This window comes from Frankia sp. Mgl5, assembly GCF_023242985.1.
Classification (GTDB): Bacteria; Actinomycetota; Actinomycetes; order Frankiales; family Frankiaceae; genus Parafrankia; species Parafrankia soli.
On sequence record NZ_JALKFY010000007.1, the window covers coordinates 120,770 to 140,179 of the forward strand.

Annotated in this window: 14 protein-coding genes, 1 pseudogene and 1 riboswitch; of the genes and pseudogenes, 11 read left to right on the forward strand and 4 right to left on the reverse strand. The window is 73.5% G+C overall.

Translation table 11 applies throughout. The annotated features are described in order from the left end of the window. Positions 1-587: pseudogene (locus MXD62_RS05625) on the reverse strand (hypothetical protein); the annotation flags it as partial. A 318-nt stretch (positions 588-905) separates the two neighbouring features. On the opposite strand from MXD62_RS05625, the gene MXD62_RS05630 reads away from it, so the two are divergent. The 9 genes from MXD62_RS05630 to MXD62_RS05670 all read left to right on the forward strand — a co-directional run bounded on the left by MXD62_RS05630 (position 906) and on the right by MXD62_RS05670 (position 11,611). Continuing rightward, positions 906-2,312: a serine/threonine-protein kinase gene (locus tag MXD62_RS05630; protein ID WP_248828362.1), complete on the forward strand. Its 1,407-nt coding sequence runs from the start codon at positions 906-908 to the stop codon at positions 2,310-2,312. A 113-nt stretch (positions 2,313-2,425) separates the two neighbouring features. Next, positions 2,426-3,871, forward strand: coding sequence for a ferric reductase-like transmembrane domain-containing protein (locus MXD62_RS05635; protein WP_248828363.1), 1,446 nt, complete (start codon positions 2,426-2,428; stop codon positions 3,869-3,871). Further along, a complete protein-coding gene (locus tag MXD62_RS05640; protein WP_248828364.1) occupies positions 3,868-4,446 on the forward strand; it encodes an FMN-binding protein in 579 nt (192 codons plus the stop codon). Before MXD62_RS05635 ends, MXD62_RS05640 begins: the two co-directional genes overlap by 4 nt. Positions 4,447-4,540: 94 nt before the next feature. After that, positions 4,541-5,431 carry an FAD:protein FMN transferase gene (locus MXD62_RS05645; RefSeq protein ID WP_248828365.1) on the forward strand — a complete coding sequence of 297 codons (891 nt, stop codon included), beginning with the start codon at positions 4,541-4,543 and terminating at the stop codon, positions 5,429-5,431. A gap of 38 nt (positions 5,432-5,469) precedes the next feature. Continuing rightward, entirely contained in the window at positions 5,470-6,159 is a 690-nt protein-coding gene (locus tag MXD62_RS05650) for a response regulator transcription factor (RefSeq protein WP_248828366.1), read from the forward strand. Positions 6,160-6,239: 80 nt separating this feature from the next. Further along, complete coding sequence (locus tag MXD62_RS05655; RefSeq protein WP_248828389.1) at positions 6,240-7,769, forward strand: cell wall metabolism sensor histidine kinase WalK; 1,530 nt, start codon at positions 6,240-6,242, stop codon at positions 7,767-7,769. A 137-nt stretch (positions 7,770-7,906) separates the two neighbouring features. Continuing rightward, positions 7,907-8,797 carry an SDR family NAD(P)-dependent oxidoreductase gene (locus MXD62_RS05660; RefSeq protein ID WP_248828367.1) on the forward strand — a complete coding sequence of 297 codons (891 nt, stop codon included), beginning with the start codon at positions 7,907-7,909 and terminating at the stop codon, positions 8,795-8,797. A gap of 371 nt (positions 8,798-9,168) precedes the next feature. After that, positions 9,169-9,345, forward strand: a riboswitch (cyclic di-AMP (ydaO/yuaA leader). Between the two features lie 12 nt (positions 9,346-9,357). Then, complete coding sequence (locus MXD62_RS05665) at positions 9,358-9,735, forward strand: transglycosylase family protein (protein ID WP_248828390.1); 378 nt, start codon at positions 9,358-9,360, stop codon at positions 9,733-9,735. A gap of 304 nt (positions 9,736-10,039) precedes the next feature. Then, the gene (locus MXD62_RS05670) at positions 10,040-11,611 is read left to right on the forward strand and encodes an MFS transporter (protein WP_248828368.1); all 1,572 of its coding nucleotides are present in this window, start codon (positions 10,040-10,042) and stop codon (positions 11,609-11,611) included. A gap of 61 nt (positions 11,612-11,672) precedes the next feature. Here MXD62_RS05670 and ppc read toward each other — a convergent pair whose 3' ends face one another. From ppc to MXD62_RS05685, 3 genes are all read right to left on the reverse strand, one after another. After that, on the reverse strand, positions 11,673-14,582 hold the full coding sequence (gene ppc, locus MXD62_RS05675) for a phosphoenolpyruvate carboxylase (RefSeq protein WP_248828369.1): 2,910 nt from the start codon (positions 14,580-14,582) through the stop codon (positions 11,673-11,675). A 257-nt stretch (positions 14,583-14,839) separates the two neighbouring features. Next, positions 14,840-16,030 carry a M56 family metallopeptidase gene (locus MXD62_RS05680; protein WP_248828370.1) on the reverse strand — a complete coding sequence of 397 codons (1,191 nt, stop codon included), beginning with the start codon at positions 16,028-16,030 and terminating at the stop codon, positions 14,840-14,842. 13 nt (positions 16,031-16,043) lie between these two features. Then, positions 16,044-16,601 carry a BlaI/MecI/CopY family transcriptional regulator gene (locus tag MXD62_RS05685; protein WP_248828371.1) on the reverse strand — a complete coding sequence of 186 codons (558 nt, stop codon included), beginning with the start codon at positions 16,599-16,601 and terminating at the stop codon, positions 16,044-16,046. A 155-nt stretch (positions 16,602-16,756) separates the two neighbouring features. Between MXD62_RS05685 and MXD62_RS05690 the strand changes: the two genes are divergently transcribed. After that, entirely contained in the window at positions 16,757-18,334 is a 1,578-nt protein-coding gene (locus MXD62_RS05690) for a cytochrome ubiquinol oxidase subunit I (RefSeq protein ID WP_248828391.1), read from the forward strand. Further along, complete coding sequence (locus tag MXD62_RS05695; protein ID WP_248828372.1) at positions 18,331-19,323, forward strand: cytochrome d ubiquinol oxidase subunit II; 993 nt, start codon at positions 18,331-18,333, stop codon at positions 19,321-19,323. Before MXD62_RS05690 ends, MXD62_RS05695 begins: the two co-directional genes overlap by 4 nt. Positions 19,324-19,410 lie beyond the last annotated feature (87 nt).

The window sequence follows — 19,410 nt, forward strand, 5'->3', positions numbered from 1 at the left end:
CCTTCGCCGGTGGTGACGTCCCGGTGGTACATGACGTAGCCGGTGGCGTTCGGCGCGGGATTCCAGCAGACCCGGGCTCGGCCGTCACCGGGCTCCGCGGTGAGTCCGGTGGCCGGCGGCGGGATCACCCGCTCGGCGGAACCGGCCTCGGGGCCGGCCGGGCCGGGACGCGACGCCGACGGGGTCGGAGGCTGCGCCGGCGGCTGAGTCGAGGTGAGTGGGGGAGATGGCGACGCCGAGCCGGGCCGCGACGTCCCGGGAGAACCCGGCGCGGACGCATCACCTCTCCCGGCAGGAGCGCGCTCCGGCGTGGCGGGGCTGTCCGAGAGGTCCGCGGCCGCGGTCGCCGTGCCAGGTGGGCCGCCCGCCGGGTGAGCCTGCGCCGCGTTGGTGTTCCCGGCGTCGACGGCGAACAGCGCGCCCGTCGCCGCGACGGCCAGCACCGCCACCGGCAGAGCGCACCAGCGGCGGAACCCGCGGCCCGCGTCACCGAAGAGAAGAGAACCGGCTCGCCGTATCCGGTCGCCGGTGAGGACGGCCAACCGAAACCGCAGGTTGTCGTTTCGCTGCGGGGGGTTCGGTTCCATGGACGCCTTTCCGACACCAGCCAGGCCTCGTGACGAAACGCGGTCATCGGAGATCCGGGCGATGGCCCCCACCAGCGCTGTCGGCCCGAGGTCCGAAAGCAGGGCACCGCGCGGGCGATCCGCCAGCGGTGATCCTACGACCGTTCACGCGGACAATCATCCGCCGGCGGCGCGATCCTCATCTTTGGTATCCGGATATCCGCCGCGCCCGGCCGCGTAGCTGGGACATGATGGAATCGGCCCACGGCGGCACCGAAGCACCGCCCACGGGCCGCGGAGCCTGAGCGAGCTGCGGGGTGTGAGCTGACTGGGGATGCTGTGGTTTCCGACCCGCACGGGACGATGGATCGTCTGGTCGCCGGCCGTTACCGACTCGCGGAGCGACTCGGCGCCGGCGCGTACGGGACGGTGTGGCGTGCGGTGGACGAGCTGCTCGACGTCAACGTCGCGGTCAAGGAGATACGGCTCCACGCCGCGGTGACCGACCCGGAGTCGAGCGGCCTGCTCGCGCGGGTGGTTCACGAGGCGAAGGTCGTCGCCCTGCTGCGCGACCACCCCAACGTGGTGACCGTCCTCGACGTCGTCCACGAGGGTGACCTGCCGTGGATCGTGATGGAGTGGGTCCCGTCGCGCTCGCTCGCGGAAGTCGTCGGGCAGCAGGGACCGCTTGCCCCCGGGGACGTCGCCCGGGTCGGCCTGGCGGTTCTGAACGCTCTCGTCGCGGCGCACGCGGCCGGAATCGTGCACCGGGATGTCAAGCCCGCGAACATTCTCCTGGGCGACGACGGCCGGATCGTTCTTGTCGACTTCGGCGTGGCCGTCCTGGAATCACATTCCACGGTCACTCAGAGCCCGCTCGGAACGCTCGCCTACATGGCGCCCGAGCGTTTCTCCGGAGCCCGCGCGATGCCGGCCAGCGACCTGTTCTCCCTCGGCGTCACTCTGTACACGGCGGCGGAGGGAGTCTCGCCGTTCGCCCGGGAGACCGAGGCCGGGACGGTGGCCGCCGTGCTCTCCCACGAACCGGAACCGCCCCGACGGGCAGGGCCACTCGGCCCGACGATCCTCTCCCTGCTCGACAAGGATCCCGGCGTCCGGCTGGGCGCGGAGGACGCGCACGAGGCGCTGGTCGCAGTGCTCGCGGCCCCCGCCGGTGCTGTTCCTTCTCCCGCACGCGGGACGGCGAGCCGCTCCGCCGTCGTCCTGCCCGTCGAACGTGCGCACCCCGCCCGACCCGCCGAGTCTGCCGACGCGCCGACGGGGCTGGCGGGGCCGACGGGGGAGGGCGGCACGGTCGAGTACGGGGAGTCACGTCTCGGGCGGGCCATCGGCGTCGGCCTGGCCGTGGGCTCCGCGGTCGGGGCGGCTGTCCCCTGGATGGTCCGGGGTTTCGTCGACCTGCCGGCCTGGGCGCTCGTACCGGCCGCGCTCTGGTCGGTCGTGTTCGCGGTCTGGACGGCTGCCCTGATTCCTCCGATCGCCCGGCCCGGCCTGTTGACCGTCGGCCCGGACGGGATCAGGTGCCGGCGGCTTCCCGACGATCTACGTCTGCCGTGGAGTGAGATCGCCGACGCGCGTGTTCACAACAACGCGCTGGAGATCGAACGTCGAGGGGGCCCCGGCCGGCCTGTGCGGATCTGCCGGCTGTGGGAGTTTCACGGCACCTCGGCGGGCGAGATCGAGGCGGTGCTGAGCGCCTGCCGCCGGGAGTCCCCGACGCGCTGACCAGGTACGAAGGGGGCAGCTCGGGCCGTCCGCGCGGGGGCGGGGCGACTTCCCGGGAAGCTCTGAGGATTCGCACAGCCGATTCTCAGGGTCCGGGCACATCGTCCGAGGCTATGAGCCTCACACTGGAACGGGAACCGGAGCCGGGACTGAAACCGGAACCGGGGGCGGTTCGTGGACGGTGGTCCGCGCCGGCCCGGCTGCCGGCACTCGGGGTGCGCGTCGGGCTGGTGACCTGGGGCGTCGTGGTCGTGGCCATGTGGTGGTTCGACACCTCGGCGTCGAGCCTCCACGGCGGCGGCCTGCTCCTGACGGGGCTCGGACGGGTCGCCGGGCTGCTGGCCGCCTACCTGATGCTGGTGCAGCTCCTGCTCATGGCGCGGGTGCCGGGGCTCGAACGCGCGGTCGGGTTCGATCGGCTGGCGGCCTGGCACCGCGGCCTGGGGACGAACGTCGTGCTGCTGATGGCCGTCCACATCCTGATGGTGGTGTGGGGGTATGGCCTGACCGCGCATCATCAGCCGCTGTCCGAACTGGTCACGGTGATCATGACCTACCCGGAGATGTGGAAGGCGACCGCGGGGGCGCTGCTGTTCGTCACCGTCGGAGTGGCCAGCGCCCGTGCGCTGCGGCGGCACGTCTCCTATGAGATCTGGTACCTGCTGCATCTGAGCGCCTACGTGGCTGTGCTCCTCGTGTACTCCCATCAGACGGCTACCGGCGCGGACTTCGTCGGGCATCCCGTCAACACGCTGCTGTGGCAGGGGATGTACGTCGCGGTGGCGGCCTGCCTGGTGATCTGGCGTCTGGTCCTGCCGATCGCGGCGGTCGTCCGGCATCGGATGACCGTGGAGCGGGTGGTCACCGAGGCGCCCGGTGTGGTCTCCGTGTGGATTCGTGGCCGTGACCTGGATCGTCTCGGCGCCCGGCCGGGGCAGTTCCTGCTCTGGCGGTTCGCCGCTCGCGGGCACGTCGTCACCGCCCACCCGTACTCGCTGTCCGCGCCGGCCCAGCCACACCGCCTGCGGATCACCGTGAAGGACGCGGGCGACCACTCCCGTGCGATCGCCCACCTGCGCCCGGGGACGCCGGTCATCGCGGAGGGACCGTTCGGGCATTTCACCGCGGAGCACGCCACCCGGGGCCGGGCGCTGCTCGTCGGGGGTGGCAGCGGCATCGCCCCGGTCCGCGCGCTCGCCGAGGATCTCGCCGGCCGCGGCGACGACGTCGTGGTGGTGCACCGCGCGAGCAGGGCGACCGACCTCGCGCTGCGGAGCGAGTTCGACGAGCTGGCCGATCACCGGCCGGCCGCCGGTTGGCCGACTGCCGATGGGCCGGCCGTCGGTCGGGTGGCGGTCCACCGTGTGGTCGGATCCCGGCGCGAGCTCGGCCACGATCCGCTGGCCGCCCGCTATCTCGCCGCCGCCGTGCCGGACGTCGCCGATCGGGACGTCTTCGTCTGCGGGCCCGCCGGCATGACGCTCGCGGTCGTCCGGGCCCTGCGCGAGCTCGGCCTGTCCGACGAGCAGATCCATACTGAGGAGTTCACGCTGAGATGAACGAGAACGCGGGTAGGCCCTACCGGGCACGTCTCGGCTTCGCCGCGCTGCTGGGGACGGTTGTCCTCGTCGTCGGGGCGAAGTCGGCGACGGGCATCGGCGCGCATCCCTCCGCCCTCGCCGTGGCGCCGGCGACGACCAGCACCAGCACGGGCGCCGACGCCGGCACCGGCACCGGCACCGGTTCCAGCTCCGGCTCCAGCTCCAGCTCCAGCACCGGCACCGGCACCGGCACCGGCTCGGGCACGGGCACGGGCACCAGCCCGGACACGGATACCGGCTCCGCGAGCGGGACCACGACACGGACGGTGACCGGCGACGCCGTCTACACCCGGTTCGGGTTCGTGCAGGTCCAGGTCGTCCTCACCGGCGACAAGATCACCAATGTGGTGCCGGTGCAGATCCCGGACCGAGAGCGGCGCGACCGGGAGATCAACGACCAGGCTGTGCCCCTGTTGCGCCAGGAGGTGCTCGACGCCCAGAGCGCTCAGATCGACGTCATCTCCGGTGCCTCCTACACCAGCCAGGGTTACGCCCAGTCCGTCCAGTCGGCCCTGGACGCCGCCGGTGTCTAGGGCCGGCGCCGGCCAGGGCCAGGACGCACGGCCGTCCCGGCCGGTGCAGCCCGCGCGGCCCTCGCGACCGGGGCGGAGCCATGCCGAACCGGTGATGGGCACCGTCGTCAGCATCGACGTCCGCTCGCCGCTCGGCGCGGCCGGCCTGGACGCGGCGATCGGCGCCGCTGTCCGCCTGCTGCACCGGGTCGACGAGGATTTCAGCACGTTCCGGCCGACGTCCTGGACGTCGCGGCTGCGCCGGGGCGAGATCGAGCTCGAGGACTGCCCGGATCACGTTCGCGAGGTGTACCGGGTGGCCGCCGAATGCCGTGACCAGACCGGCGGATGGTTCGATCCCGCCTGGCGCGGCGACGGCACGCTGGACCCGACCGGGCTGGTCAAGGGCTGGGCGGCCGACGCCGCGTCGGCGGTCCTGACCGCCGCGGGTGCCCCGAGCCACTGTGTCAGCGCCGCCGGTGACGTGCGGGTGCGGGGGACCTCGGGGTGGGCGCCGGGACGTCCATGGCGGATCGGGATCGCCGATCCGTTCGACCGGGCCAGGCTGGTCGCGGTGGTGGAGGGGACCGAGCTGGCCGTCGCGACCTCGGGGATCGCCGAGCGGGGCGCGCACGTCGTCGACCCCCGTAGCGGCGCCCCGGCGACGGGCCTCGCCTCGGTCACCCTCGTCGGCGCCGATGCCACGTTCGCGGACGCGTTCGCCACCGCCGCCCTCGCCGCCGGGCCGGACGCGCCGACTCTGCTCAGCCACCTCGGCCGCGAGGGATGGGAGTGGTTGACGGTCGACACCACCGGGCGGCTGGCGCACTCCGCCGGTTTTCCGGGCCAGGTCACCACGACCGCCGCCGGGCCGGTGGCCGCGACCGCGCCGAGGCCGGTCGTGGGAGCGGGCATCCCGAGTCCGGTCGTGGGAGCGGGCACGGCGAGACCGGCCGAGGGAGGGACCGCCCCGAGGCCGGCCGCCGGGCGTCCCGCCGGGGGATGACGCCGCCGGACGTCCCGCCGGGGGACGACACTGAGCGGATGGAGCGTCGCGTCCGGGTCCTCGTCGTCGACGACGAGGAGGCGATCACCGATCTCGTCGCCATGGCGCTGCGCTACGAGGGCTTCGACGTGAGCGCCGCGCACTCGGGGCAGGCGGCGCTCACGCGGGTCGCGCGGGAGCCTCCCGACCTGCTCGTGCTGGACGTCATGCTGCCCGACATCGACGGCTTCGCCGTGTGCCGGCGGCTGCGTGAGGCGGGCCGTGACGTGCCGACGCTGTTCCTGACAGCCCGCGACACCACCGAGGACAAGGTGCACGGGCTGACGCTCGGCGGCGACGACTACGTCACGAAGCCCTTCGCGGTCAGTGAGCTGGTCGCCCGGGTCCGGGCGATCCTGCGTCGCGCCGGGATCGCCGACGGTGCCCCGGAGCCGCTGCGCTTCGCCGATCTCGAGCTCGACCCGCAGACGCGCGAGGTGCGCCGGGCCGGGCACCTCGTCGAGCTGACCGCCACCGAGTACCGGCTGCTGCACTACCTGCTGGTCAACGCCCGCAAGGTGTTGACCAGGGCCCAACTCCTCGACCACGTCTGGGGGCACGACTTCGGCGGTGACGCCCGGGTCCTGGAGACCTACGTCAGCTATCTGCGCCGCAAGATCGACGGCGCCCCGCCGGCGCTGATCCACACGGTGCGCGGGGTTGGCTACGTGCTGCGCCTGCCGCGGTGAGACGTCCGGCCCCGCCCCGGCGCGTCCTGCACCGCGTCCTGCACCGGCGCGTCCTGCGTCGGCATCTCGTGTCCTCGCGGGTGGTCTCTTTGCGGGCACGGTTGCTGTTGGCCCTGGTCGGCCTGCTGGCGCTCGGCCTGGTGCTCGGCGCGTTCGGCACCCGGAACGCCGTCGAGTCGTACCTGCTCGGCCGGCTGGACCGGCAGGTGCGCGACGCCCACCCGGTGATGGAACAGACCCTGCTCGGCGGCGACACGGACCACATGCCGTACCACCACGACGCCGACGACCGGGCGCCGCGGTTCGGCACCGCGTTCCTCGTCGGCACCTACGGGGCGCTGTACGACAGCGCCGGCCGGCGGGTGGCCGAGACCAGCCCCGGCCCGAACGGCCCCGCGGCACCGACCCGGCGCCCGGCCGTCACCCAGAGCATGCTCGCCACCGCCCCGGTGCAGCCCGACCTGGCGACCGCCCCCCCGCGGACGGTCCCCGCCGAAGGCGGCGGGGACAGGTTCAGGCTGCTCGCCGAGCGCTTCGGTAACGGAGACGTGCTGGTCGTCGCGGTGCCCTTCGCCGAGATGGAGACCACTCTCGACAACGTCACCAGGATCGAGATCATCGCGAGCACGGCGATGCTGGTGGTGCTCGCCGTGCTGGCCTACGTCATCATCCGCCTCGGGCTGCGCCCGCTGACCCGCATCGAACAGACCGCCGGCATGATCGCGGACGGCGATCTCACGCGACGGGTCACCGACACGGACCGCCGCACCGAGGTGGGACGTCTCGGGCTGGCCTTCAACACGATGCTCACCGAGATCGAGGCGTCTTTCCGCGCCCGCGAGGCCTCCGAGCGGCGCCTGCGACGCTTCGTCGGGGACGCCAGCCACGAACTGCGCACCCCGCTGACGTCGATCCGCGGCTACGCCGAGATGTTCCGCAGGGGAGCGGCAAGCCGACCCGAGGACCTGGCGATGGTCATGCGGCGCATCGAGGAGGAGTCGGCCCGGATGAGCGAGCTGGTCGACGACCTGCTGCTGCTCGCCCGCCTCGACCACCAGCCCGACCTCGAGCGTGAACCCGTCGACCTGGCGGCCATGCTCCGTGACATCGCCGCCGACGCCCGCGCCGTCAGCCCGGGACGGACGATCGAGGTCGACGCCCCGCCGATCCTCGAGGTGACGGGGGACGAGGGACGCCTGCGCCAGGCCGTCGGGAACCTCGTCCGCAACGCGCTCGTCCACACCCCGCCCGAGGCGACGGTCTCCCTCACCGCCCGCGACGCCGACACGGCCGTGGACGCTGACGCCGACGCGGACGGCGACGCCGACGGCGGTGCGGCGGCCGGTGCGGCGGATGACGACCGGGAGGTCGTCATCTCGGTGATCGACCATGGGCCCGGAGTCCCCGCGGACGCCGTCGACCACGTCTTCGAGCGGTTCTACCGCGCCGACTCCGGCCGCTCCCGCGACGCCGGCGGGACGGGGCTGGGCCTGTCCATTGTCGAGGCCGTCGCCGCCGCGCACGGCGGACGGGCCGAGCACCGGCCGACACCGGGCGGCGGCGCCACGTTCCGGCTCGTCCTGCCCCGCCCCGATCCCTCTTCGTCATGAGCTGGATCGGCTCCGTTCACCGCGACCCGCCAGGCTGATCTCGGCGCGGCCGGCCGGGATCCGTCCGGCGGGCGGGATCCGTCCGGCGGACGGGACCTGCCGTGCTGGTGAGGTCTCTCGGAGCTCGTGGAGGACATGTGGTCACCTCGGCGGTCGTCATCACGGGAGCGGCATCCGGGATCGGGCGGGCGTGCGCGGAGCTGTTCGCCGCGCGGGGGTTCGGCGTGGTCGCCGTGGACGTCGACGAGGTCGGCCTGGCGGCGCTGACCCGAGCACAGTCGCGCGCCCCGCGGCCCGCCGTGGCCCCGGCGGATCCCCGGATCGTGGCGGATGCCGGTGCCGTGACGGGTGCGGATTCCTGGCCGGCGGGCGGGCCGGAGCCGCGGATCGTCCCGATGGTCGGGGACGTCTCGGTCGAGGAGACCGGGGCCGCCATGGCGGAGCTGGCGCTCGCGAGCTTCGGGCGGCTGGACGTCGCGGTGCTCAACGCCGGGATCGGCACGACGCTGCCGTGGGAGGCCCCGGGCGCGATCGACCGGCTGGACCGGATCCTCGCCGTCAACGTGCGGGGCGTCGCGATCGGGATCCGTTCGGTGGTCCCCGCGCTCCGGGCGGGCGGTGGCGGCTCAATCGTCGTGACCGCCTCCAGCGGCGGGTTGCAGAGCGAACCGGGGAACTGGGCGTACAACGCGTCCAAGGCGGCTGTGATCAACATGGTGCGGGCCGCGGCGCTCGACCACGCCGCCCAGAACATCCGGATCAACGCCGTCGCCCCCGGCCTGACCGAGACGGCGCTGACCGCGCGCCACCGCACCGACCCGGCGTCCACCGCGGCGGTGAGCCGCCGCATTCCGATGGGGCGCTGGGGGCAGCCGGGCGAGCTGGCCTCGGCCGTCTGGTTCCTGGCCTCCGCCGAGTCGTCCTACATCACCGGAACGACGCTGGTCGCCGACGGGGGCCTGACCGCGCACCACGGGGTCGTGCCTCTGCCGGCTCCGGAGGTCGCGCTGCCGACTCCGGAAATCTGACCCGGAACGGACGAAATTACGACTCGTCCGCATCAGGGGCCTGTCAACAGGTCTGGGTGGTGCCCGGACGAACGCCGGGACCATTTTCAACTTGATGCTCGTGCAACTTCTTCCCGCTTCGCGGGTCGAATTCCTGCGCCGAGGCGAGCACGTCACCCACTCTCCGTGCAATCGCTCTCGGCCATCGTGGCGGGGCGGTCACGGTGATGGGACGGTCCATTGAAGAGGAACGCGCCTGCGCGCGTGATACGCCGCCCACGGAGGATCTTCAAGGCTCCGATAGGAAATGTGGCGCTCGCCACAGAGCCTTGGCAATTGTTGGTCCGTTGTGTGTAACGTCTGCGCCGTGCTTTCGTTCAGGAAAGCGCGCACCGGGCGACACGCCGAATCCTGCCCCGCCCGGTGAACAACAAACCTCAGGGCGGGAGCGGGGGAACCAACCTTCGGGCGTCGATCACAGACGTCCTCGGGGTGAAGTCGCGTAGCGCGACCGGGTAATTCCCAGCCCGAACCCGACAGCTAACTTCGCAGGCGTGGGGAGGGGCATCACTTTGTCCGTTATGGCTTCGCGTGCTCGTAAGACCAGTCGTTCCATCCGCCGCGGCCGTGCGCTGCTTGTAGCACCGCTCCTCGCCGCCACGATCGGCGGCGGAATCGCGATGTCACAGCCCGCCAGTGCCGCGGGTCGGCCGGACGCACACCGCTTCCTGAGCGCAGTTGTGCCCTGCGAGTCCGGCGGTAACCCCCACGCGGTCAACTCGATCGGCGCGGGCGGCCTGTTCCAGTTCCTGCCGGGCACCTGGCACGGCGTCGGTGGGCAGGGTCTCCCGCAGAACGCGAGCGCCGCCGAGCAGTGGAAGCGCGCGCACATCCTGTACGCGCAGCAGGGAACCAGCCCGTGGTACGCCTCGAAGAGCTGCTGGGGCCCCAAGCTCTGACCCAGCCCCCAGGCTCTGACGCGGCCCGTCGAATGGATCTGACGCGGCCCGTCGAATGGAGCAGACAGGTGACGGACCAGCCTGGCTGAGCCTTGACTGAGCGCGACAGATGGTCCGCGGAACGCGATCGGTGGCCCGGGTGTCGACACTGACACCCGGGCCACCGGTGTTTCGGTGCCACCGGCCGCGTCGCACGAGCACGAGGAAGAACGAGCGCGAGGAAAAGAGACCTGCCGTACGCTGAACAGTCGTCCGCCCGCGCACCTGCGGCCGAGTTGGCGGCGGCCGGAGAGGTGGGTTGTCGATGGCCGAGCCGACCAGTCGCCGCAGGTTCGCCGTTCTCGCGATCTGCTGCATGAGTCTGCTGATCGTGGGGCTGGACGGCACCATCGTGAACGTGGCCCTGCCCGCACTGCGCCGGGATCTGGGTGCGTCGCCCGCGGGCCTGCAATGGACGATCGACAGCTACACCCTCGTCCTGGCCAGCCTGCTCATGCTCGGTGGTTCCACCGGCGACCGGCTCGGCCGCCGCCGGATCTTCCAGACCGGACTGGCCCTGTTCACCGCAGGCTCGCTGCTGTGCAGCCTCGCGCCCGGGCTCGGCTGGCTGGTGGCCTTCCGAATGGTGCAGGCCGTCGGCGGTTCGATGCTGAACCCGGTTGCGATGTCCATCATCACCAACACGTTCACCGACCCGCGGGAACGGGCCCGCGCCATCGGTCTCTGGGGCGCGGTGATCGGGATCAGCATGGCACTCGGCCCGGTGCTCGGCGGCGTCCTCGTCGAGACGGTGAACTGGCGGGCGGTCTTCTGGATCAACATCCCGATCGGGCTCGCCGCGCTGGTGCTCACGCACCGCTTCGTCCCCGAGTCCCGCGCGCCGAGCCCACGCCGCCTGGACCCCGTCGGACAGCTCCTTGTGATCGCCGTCCTCGCGACCCTCACCTACTCGATCATCGAGGCGCCCGCGGCCGGCTGGACGTCCGCCGAAACGCTCGTCCTGCTCGCGGTGGCGGTCGCCGCGGCGGCGCTGCTGGTCGGCTACGAGTCGCGGCGCACCGAGCCGCTGCTGGACGTCCGCTTCTTCCGCAGCGCGCCCTTCTCCGGCGCGACGGCGATCGCGGTGTGCGCGTTCGGCGCTCTCGCCGGCTTCCTCTTCCTCAACACGATCTACCTGCAGGACGTCCGTGGCTACTCGGCGCTGCACGCCGGCCTGCTGACCCTGCCGATGGCGCTGGCCACCCTGGTGATCGCGCCCCTGTCCGGCCGGGCGGTGGGGCGCTTCGGCCCGCGTCCGTCGCTGCTCGCCGCGGGTGTCGCCCTGACCGCCGGCAGCGCGGCGATGACGGGCCTGTCCCCACAGACCTCCGTCACCACCCTGATGGTCGCCTACGTCCTCTTCGGGACGGGCTTCGGCCTGGTGAACGCGCCGATCACCAACACGGCGGTCTCCGGGATGCCGCTCGAGCAGGCCGGGGTCGCGGCGGCGGTCGCCTCGACGAGCCGTCAGGTCGGCCAGTCGCTGGGCGTGGCCGTGATCGGCTCCGTCGCGGCAGCGACCGCGACAGTCGGGGCCGTCGGGGCCGTCGGCGACGGCCCGGGAGTCGGGATCGACCCCACCAGCACGGCCGCCTGGTGGGCGGTGGTCGCGGCCTGCGCCGCCGTCCTCGCCCTGGGGTTCGTGACGACGGGCACCTGGGCCCGGCGCACCGCGGACCAGACCCGGTCCCGCCTCCTGACCACCCCCGCCCCCGGGCAGGCCGCCACCCCGCAGGAGAGGACCCGGCAGGTTGCCACCCCACCGGCCGCGACCCCACAGGCTGGGAACCAGCAGGCCGCCCACCCGGTGACCGCCGAACCGGAGCCCAGCCCCTGACCCGCCACCCGCCCAGCCCCTGACCCGCCACCCGCCCGGCCCCGCGCCCGTGCTCTGACGATCAGCCCGTGTTGCGGAGGCCGGCGGCTATTCCGTTGATGGTCAGCAGCAGGCCGCGGCGAAGCTGAGGGTCGGCGGTGTCACCGGCCGCCCTGGTGCGGGCCAGCAGGGAGACCTGCAACGCGTGCAGCGGGGCCAGGTAGGCGTCCCGGACCAGCAGCGTGTGGCGCAGCACCGGCGCGGTCTCGAGCAGGCCGGCCTGCCCGGTGACGGCCAGCACCTCCCGCACCGTCCGCTCGTGCTCGTCCCGGATGACGTCGAACAGCGCGGCCGTGGCCGGGTCGACCAGCGCCGAGACGTAGCGCTGGGCGATCGCGAGGTCCGACTTCGCCAGGGTCATCTGGACGTTGCCGAGGAACGTCCGGAAGAAATGCCACGAGCGGTACATCTCGGCCAGCTCCCCGCCCGCGCCGGCCTCGCGCGCCGCCGCCAGCCCGGAACCGACTCCGAACCAGCCGGGCAGGATGATCCGCGCCTGCGTCCAGCCGAACACCCAGGGGATGGCCCGCAGGTCCGCCAGCCCTCCGGAGCCGCCGGGCCGCCGCGAGGGGCGGGAGCCGATGTTGAGGTTGCCGAGCTCCTCCACCGGCGTGGCCGCCAGGAAGAACGGAACCAGGGCCGGGTCGGCGACGAGGGAGCGGTAGGCGTCCTTCGCCGCGTCCGCGACCGCCGTCATGGTCCCGTTCCAGCCGGCGAGCGCCTGTTCGGTGAGCCGGGAGGTGCGGTGCAGGACGGACGCCTCCACCACCGCCGACAGGGTGATCTCCAGGTTCTGTCGGGCCAGCTGCGGCAGGATGTACTTGTCCGAGATCACCTCGCCCTGTTCGGTGACCTTGATCGGCCCGTCCAGGGTGCCGAACGGCTGGGCGAGGATCGCCTCGCCGGAGGGGCCGCCGCCGCGGCCGACCGATCCGCCGCGGCCGTGGAAGAGCCGCAGCACGACCCCGTGCGCGCGGGCGGTGTCCCGCAGCTCACGCTGCGCCTTGTGGATCTCCCACTGGGACGCGGTGATGCCGGCGTCCTTGGATGAGTCCGAGTAGCCGAGCATGACCTCCTGGAGGTCACCGCGTGCCGCGACCAGCGCCCGGTAGGACGGGTCGGCGAGCAGCCGGTCGAGCAGCGTCCCCGCGGCGCGCAGCTCGGCGACGGTCTCGAACAGCGGCACGAACCCGATCCGTGCCCACGCGACCGCCGGCACCACGGGCCCGTGACGTTCCGTGCCGCTTCCCGGGCCGCTGGACGTCCCCGGTGGCCGGCCGAGGCCGACCAGACCGGCCTCGCGGGCGAGCACGGCGACGGCCAGGATGTCGTCGGCGTCGCGGGTCATCGAGACGATGTAGCTCTCGATGACGCCGTCGCCGTACTGGTCCAGCGCGTGGCGCACCATGGTGAGCAGCTCGAGGGTGCGCGCCACCCGCTCCGGCAGCGGCGGCGGGACGGCGCCGAGCAGCGGGCGGCGCCCCGCCAGCTCGGCCGACAGCAGTGCGAGCCGGGCCGGCCGGTCCAGGTCGCGGTAGGGGACGTCCAGCTCGGCAAGCTGGTCGTAGATCGCGCCGAGGGCGGCGTGGTGGGCGTCGGCGTGCTCGCGGATGTCGAGGGTGGCCAGGGAGAGGCCGACGGCGCTCGCCGTGCGGATCGCGCGCCGCAGCGGCCCGTTCGCGACGAGCTCGCCGTGGCTCGCGGCGAGAGAGACCCGCATGAGCTCCAGCTCGTCCACCAGGTCGGTGGGCCGCAGGTAGTCCTTGCCGGGGACGTGCGGTGCGCCGGCGGCCAGCCGGGCGCGGGTGCCGGCCAGCCGCGCCAGGATGTAGCTGCACTTGAGCCGGTACGGCTCCTCGGCGTTGAGCCGGATGAAGCGGTCGTACACCTCGGGCAGCGCGGCGCGGTCCGCGGCCAGCGCGGCGAGCAGGTCGTCGCTGACCTCCCCGACCACCCGGGTGGACGCCGTCAGTTCACGGACCAGCCGGTCGACGAGGGCGGTGAGCGCCCGGATGCCGAACTCGTACTGGAGGTTGAGGACCTCCAGAGTGACCTCTGGCGTGACGTTCGGATTCCCGTCCCGGTCGCCGCCGGCCCAGGAGCCGAAGGCCAGCGGACGGGCGGCCACCGGCAGCTCGACCCCGATCCGGGCGAACGCGGTGTCGAGCTCCTCCAGCAGGTCGGGCAGGACCTCGGCGGCGATCGAGGTCAGGTAGTACGCGGCCGAGCGCGCCTCGTCCGCCGGCTTCGGCCGCTCCACCCGCAGTTCGTCGGTCTGCCAGAGGACGTCCACCAGCTCGGCGAGACGACGGGCCAGCCGCTCGTCGTCGGCGCCGGGGCGGCGCGGGTCGTCGGTGGCGTCGAGCAGGTCGGCGATGCCGCGCAGCGTCTCCAGGACGGAACGGCGGCTGGCCTCGGTGGGGTGCGCGGTGAAGACCGGGCGCAGCTGCAGGCGCCGCATGACCTCGGCCGGCAGGCCCGGGTCGACGGCCCCCTCGTCCACCGCTTCGGCGATGCGGTCGGCGAGGTCGCGCAGCCGGCTGCGCGGGCGGTCGGAGATCTCCCGCGCCCGGTGCAGCTGCTCGGTGATGTTCGCGAGCTGGAAGTAGGCGGTGAACGCGCGGGCGAGCAGGATCGCCTGCCGCGCGTCGACGCTGTCGAGGACGGCGGCGAGCTCGGTGCCGCCGTCCTCGCCGCGGGCGAGCATTCGGACCCGTTCGACCAGCGCGAGCAGTTCCGGGCCCTCGTGGCGGGTGAGGGCCTCGCCGAGCAGCGCGCCGAGGCGGCGCACGCCGGCGCGGACGGCCGCGTGGCGCGCGTCGGAGGACACGCCGCCGGAGAAGCCGCCCGGGTCCTGAGCCTGCTGGTCCGGGCGTTCGTCCGCCGGGTTGTCGGTGCTCGCCGTCCCGGGGATGCCAGGTGTGGTTGTCACGCCGCCGCCTCCGGTGGGTTGGCGTCGCGGAAGAACTCTCCGCGACAGCGATCAGGTGAGGACGTGTCTGCGGGTGCGGGTGCGGGTGCAGGCTCTGCGAGTGCGGGGTCGGGGCTCGCTGTCCGGATCCGGCGACGGCGGTGTCGCCCGCGCCGGCGGGCGGGCTGCTGCCCTGCCGGCGCACCTGTCCAGTCTGCCGACTGTGTGCGCTTCTGTGACAACCGGGCCGCCGGGAGGCTCAGGTCTCGCGGGGAAGCTCAGGTGAGGAGCAGGATCACCGGGGTGAAGAACACCACCGCGGCGGTGAGGTAGGCGGTCCCGGGGAGCCAGATCGGGACGGCCGGCGGGTCGAGCAGCCGGGCGATCCGCGCGACGACCGGTGCCCGCACGCCCCCGTGGCGCGTCGGGTCGGTGCGGTCCATGGCCACCGCGGCGGCGACGGCCGCCAGCCGCCCCGCCCCGGCGACTCCGAGTACGGCGGGCGACTCCGGCGTGCTCGCCGTGGCCGGTCGGTGGCTGGGGAAACCCTGACCCGTCGCGCTCAGCGTCCCGGCGGGGACCGGCGCGCGGGTGACGCCGAGCCGGGCGAGCGCCCGGGCCAGGGTCCGCCCGCAGGTGCGCCGGGCGGCGGCGTCGTCCGCGAGCATCTCGACCAGCAGCGAGACGGCGGCCGTCGCCTCACGGGCCGGGCGCAGGAAGGGGAAGGTGCGCTCCCAGGCGACGAACGGCTGGATGACCAGGTCGTGCCGGCCGCTGACGTGTGCTTCTTCGTGCGCGAGGACGGCGTCCAGTTCCTCGGGGGTCAGCGTCCGCAGCAGGCCGGCGGAGACGACGACCCGCGCATGGCGCACCCCGGGGACGCAGTAGGCGACGGCGACGGGATGGTCCAGGATCCGCAGCCGGGTGCCGGCCCTGTCCCGGTGCTCGCACAGGCGGCACCCGGTGCCGTGCTCCCCGTGCTCCCCGGAGCTGCCGGAGTCACCCGGGTTGCCGGCGTCGCTGGGGCCACCGGGGTCGCCGGGGCCACCGGGGTCGTGCCCGCGGTGCCGGTGCCGGTGGCCGGCGAGGTCGACGAGGTGCCGGTGCCGGTGGCGCTCGCGCAGAGTCGCCGCCGTCGACATGGCCAGCACGCCGAACAGGCGTGCCGCCAGCGCCGCCGCGATGGCCAGCCCGACGAGGTTCGTCCGCCCGAGCCCGACCAGCGGCTCACCGGCGAGAAGGTTGGAGGCGTGGTCGGCGAGTGCCGACGGGATGCCCTGCGACAGCGGGGCCACAGTGAAGGCCGCGGCGGCGAGCAGGGCCGACACCCCACCCGCGAGACCTATCGCCTGCCACAGCACGATCGCCGCCCGCGGGCAGCGGTGCGGCCACCGCGCGGCGGCCAGCAGGCGCGGAACCGGCCAGGCCAGCGCGCCCGCGAACAGGGCGAGAAGGGCCGCGGTCGTCATGTCCCGGCAGACGCTACCGCTCGTCCACCGGGAGGTGCACCGGTCGCGGCTCGGCCGTGACTGACGATTCTTCGGACATGCTGGCCACGGTGGCCGCCGCGGTGCCGTCCGTGACGTCGGCGACGTCCGCCGGCCCCCCGACGGTGGTCGTGGCCGGACCGCCCGCCTCGCCGGGAGCGCCCGGCCCGGGTGCGGTGGCGGTCCCGTCGGTCGCCGCGTCGCCGGCCGGCTCGAGCGCGCGGCGCAGGATCTCGGCCTCCTCCGCGGAGACCGAGCCGACGAAGCGGACGAGCGCGGAACCCCGGTCGTCGGCGGTGCCCAGGGCCTCCAGCATCGCCTCGGCGACGACGGTCTCGCGGCTGTCGGTCGCCGCGTAGCGGTGGGCGCGGGCGGCCCGCTGGCGCCGGACGAAGCCCTTGCGCTCCAGCCGCTCCAGCACCGTCAGCACGGTGGTGTAGGCGAGGTCGCGCTCGTGGTGCAGGCGGGCCGCCACGTCGCGTGCTGTCAGCCAGTCGTCGGCCGACCACAGGACGTCCATGACAGACCGTTCCAGGTCACCCAGGCGTGCCATGGGACCGATCCTACGCCGCGTAGAAGTTCTTGCCCGGAACTTCGTCGAGCCCGGTCGATCTCACAACGAAAAAATCTTCTACCGAACGTAGAATCTTCTACGTAATGTAGAAGAATGCGACGGGCGTGCTGCCGCCCACGGTGGAGGAGGTCCAGATGGTCCATGCCGCCGAAGTTCTCTCCCACGTCGCGGCTCTCGCCCAGGCCGCGGACCCGCCCCAGGCGAGCTCCGTGTCCACCAACCTGGCCCGGGCACAGACCGCGTTCTCGCTGGCGTTCCACATCTGCTTCGCGGTGTTCGGCGTCGGCATGCCATGGCTCCTGCTGTTCGTCGAGGGGCGCTGGGTCCGCACCCGCGACCCCGTCTGGCTCGCGCTGACCCGCAAGTGGTCCAGGGCCTTCGCGGTCATGTTCGCCGTCGGCGCCGTCTCCGGGACGGCGCTGTCCTTCGAGTTCGGCCTGCTGTGGCCGGCCTTCATGGCCCGGTACGGCGGGGTGCTGGGACTGTCGTTCACGCTGGAGGGCTTCGCGTTCTTCGCCGAGGCGATCTTCATCGGCATGTATCTGTACGGCTGGAAGCGCCTGTCGGCCCGGGCGCACTGGCTCACGCTGTGGCCGATCGCCATCGCCGGCACGTTCTCGACTCTCTTCATCATCACGGCGAACGCCTGGATGAACACCCCCGGACACGTCACAGAGGTCGACGGCAAGGTCGTATCGGCAGAGCCGTTCGCCCCGTTCCTGGCCGCCACCGCGCCGCATCAGCTCATCCACATGCTGCTGGCCGCGCTGATGTGCACCGGCGGCATCGTCGCCGGCGTGTACGCCGTCGGCATGCTGCGCGGCCGGCGCGACGCGTATCACCAGCGGGGACTGCGCGTCGGTCTGGCCGTCCTGCTCGTCTGTGCCCCCCTGCAGCTGATCGTCGGTGACTGGGCCGCCAGGGTGGTCGGCAACGAGCAGCCGATCAAGCTCGCCGCGATGGAGGGGCTCGGGCACACCCGCACGCACGCCCCGCTGACCATCGGCGGGATCTACGACGAGCGGACCGGCGAGGTCCGGCACGGCATCGAGGTCCCCGACCTGCTGTCGCTCATGCAGGGGTTCAGCGCCGATCACGAGATCACCGGCCTGACCGCCGTCCCGCCCGAGGAGCGGCCGAACGCCGTGCTGGTGCACTCGGCCTTCAACGTGATGGTCGGCCTCGGGATGGCCCTGATCGCGTTGTCGCTGGTCACCGGGGTCGTCGTGCTGCGCCGGCGGCGCCGCGGCGAGCGCCCGCTGCTGCCCACCGGAAGACCGTGGCTCTGGGCGGCCGCGGCCTCGGGACCGGCGTCCATGCTGGCGATGCTCGCCGGCTGGGAGGTCACCGAGGGCGGCCGCCAGCCCTGGATCGTCTACGGCCGGATGCGGGTGGACGAGGCCGTGACCAGCAGCTCGGGCATGCCGGCGATCTTCACCGGCACGATCCTGCTCTACCTCGGCCTCGCGGCGGCGCTCATCCTCATCCTGCGCCGGATGGCGACGGGTGGCCCTGAGCTGGCCGCCACCGTGGGGGAGACCTCCACGACTCCGGACATCCCGGACGCGCGTCCCGCTCCCGCCTCTCCCGACACTCCCGCGAGGGTCCGCGGTGACGGTGACGGTGACGGCGACGGTGGCGACGGGCCCGGGACGTCCGCGCCCACCACGCCGCGAACCGATCCGTCCAGCCGCGAAGGGGACGCCCGATGACCGCCGCCGACCTGCTCGCCGTCGTGATGGTGGTCGGGCTGACCGCCTATGCCCTCACCGGGGGCGCAGACTTCGGCGGCGGGGTCTGGGACCTGCTCGCCCGCGGCCGGGACGCGGCCGACCAGCGCCGGCTCGTCTCCGCCGCGCTCGGCCCGGTCTGGGAGGCCAACCACGTCTGGCTGATCTTCGTGATCGTCATGATGTTCAGCGGCTTCCCGGCCGCGTTCGGCATCGTCGGGTCGACGCTGGAGATACCGCTCATCTGCGCGCTGGCCGGGATCGTCCTGCGCGGGGCCGCGTACGTGTACCGCGCCTACGGCGCCGGCGCGGCCGGGCCGGACCACTGGTGGGGCCACGTGTTCGCGATCTCGTCCGCGATCACCCCGGTCGCGCTCGGGGTGTGCGGCGCCGCGCTGGCCACCGGTGATGTCGCCGAGGGCGACGCGCTCGCCCCGGTGACCAGTGCCTTCGGGATCGTCTGCGGCGTCTTCACTCTCGCCGTGACGGCCTTCCTGGCCGCGGTGTACCTGTGCCGGGACGCGGCGTCGAGCCCGGAGACCGAGCACCTGGTGCCCGGGTTCCGCCGCCGCGCGCTCGGCGGGGCCGTCGTCTCGGGGCTGCTCGCCGCGGCGCTGCTGCCGCTGCTGTGGTCGGAGGCACCCGTCGTGGCGGAGCGGTTCGCCGAGCGGTCCGTGCCCTTTGCCATGATCTCGGCCCTCGGCGGGATCGCGTCGCTGGTCGCGCTGTGGCAGCACCGCTTCACCGCGGCCCGCGTCACGGCGGGGGCGGCGGTGGCCGGCGTGCTCTGGGGGTGGGCGGCCGCCCAGTACCCGGATCTGGTCGTCGGCCGCGCGACGGTCGACTCCGCCGCCGCGCCCGAGGCCAACATCGTGGCGATGCTGATCGCGGTGGCCTGCGGGCTGGTGGTCCTCATCCCGTCGCTGTGGATGCTGTTCCGCCTGTTCGCGAACCCCGAAGTCAAGTCCTGACCGGCGCGGCCGGCCGGCGCGCGGGGGGGGGGGCCCCCCCCCCCCCCCCCCCCCGGCCCCCCCCCCCCCCCCCCCCCCCCCCGGGGG

Bases quoted from the DNA above. Each gene is read 5' to 3' on its own strand.
- MXD62_RS05635 (WP_248828363.1), top strand. From the start codon at position 2,426: ATGAGCCTCACACTGGAACGGGAACCGGAGCCGGGACTGAAACCGGAA.
- MXD62_RS05640 (WP_248828364.1), top strand. From the start codon at position 3,868: ATGAACGAGAACGCGGGTAGGCCCTACCGGGCACGTCTCGGCTTCGCC.
- MXD62_RS05645 (WP_248828365.1), top strand. From the start codon at position 4,541: ATGGGCACCGTCGTCAGCATCGACGTCCGCTCGCCGCTCGGCGCGGCC.
- MXD62_RS05650 (WP_248828366.1), top strand. From the start codon at position 5,470: ATGGAGCGTCGCGTCCGGGTCCTCGTCGTCGACGACGAGGAGGCGATC.
- MXD62_RS05665 (WP_248828390.1), top strand. From the start codon at position 9,358: ATGGCTTCGCGTGCTCGTAAGACCAGTCGTTCCATCCGCCGCGGCCGT.
- MXD62_RS05670 (WP_248828368.1), top strand. From the start codon at position 10,040: ATGGCCGAGCCGACCAGTCGCCGCAGGTTCGCCGTTCTCGCGATCTGC.
- MXD62_RS05680 (WP_248828370.1), bottom strand. From the start codon at position 16,030: ATGACGACCGCGGCCCTTCTCGCCCTGTTCGCGGGCGCGCTGGCCTGG.
- MXD62_RS05685 (WP_248828371.1), bottom strand. From the start codon at position 16,601: ATGGCACGCCTGGGTGACCTGGAACGGTCTGTCATGGACGTCCTGTGG.
- MXD62_RS05690 (WP_248828391.1), top strand. From the start codon at position 16,757: ATGGTCCATGCCGCCGAAGTTCTCTCCCACGTCGCGGCTCTCGCCCAG.
- MXD62_RS05695 (WP_248828372.1), top strand. From the start codon at position 18,331: ATGACCGCCGCCGACCTGCTCGCCGTCGTGATGGTGGTCGGGCTGACC.